Here is a 503-nt window from a genome sequence, read left to right on the forward strand (position 1 = left end):
TTTCATCACAATGGATATGATGGGATTTCATGATCTCTGCTTTCATCATATCATGAACCGGCTGCAGATAATACTCGCTGAGACGTATCATCCATCCTGCCATGTCCTGCCTGGGAATGTTGACGTCATTTCGAAGGAACTCTTCAGAAAGACGGTTCAAAGGTACAGCATTTACATACTTTGCATTAAACACGGCAGCTGCCAGTTCTGGGGTAAGAATGCTATGCGCCAACAGACGTTCCGGTGCTCTTGCACGCAAAAAACTGCCGCAATCAGAATTCCCGGCATATACTTTGATATGATGTTCCAATACTTTAAATCTGGCTGGAATATACTGAAGTTCTTTATATACTTCATCTTCCATGGAATGCCATCCTTTTGGAAAGTGTTTCTGTAATTCTTCCTCGGAACAATCGTGGTTGATCACTTCAACTTCGATGTCCTGAAGATTCAGTTCTCGTTTTCCTTTGGATCTTTTTCTGCGGATAACGACTTTTTCTATA

At 41.7% G+C, this 503-nt stretch carries 1 protein-coding gene; it reads right to left on the minus strand.

Features of this window, described 5'->3' with window-relative positions:
* The coding region (locus tag ACTQ50_RS19755; protein WP_441485575.1) for an IS66 family transposase at positions 1–503 on the minus strand (503 nt) is incomplete at both ends.

Origin of the sequence: Blautia sp. Sow4_E7 (genome assembly GCF_052116245.1) — a bacterium.
Lineage (GTDB): Bacteria > Bacillota > Clostridia > Lachnospirales > Lachnospiraceae > Blautia_A.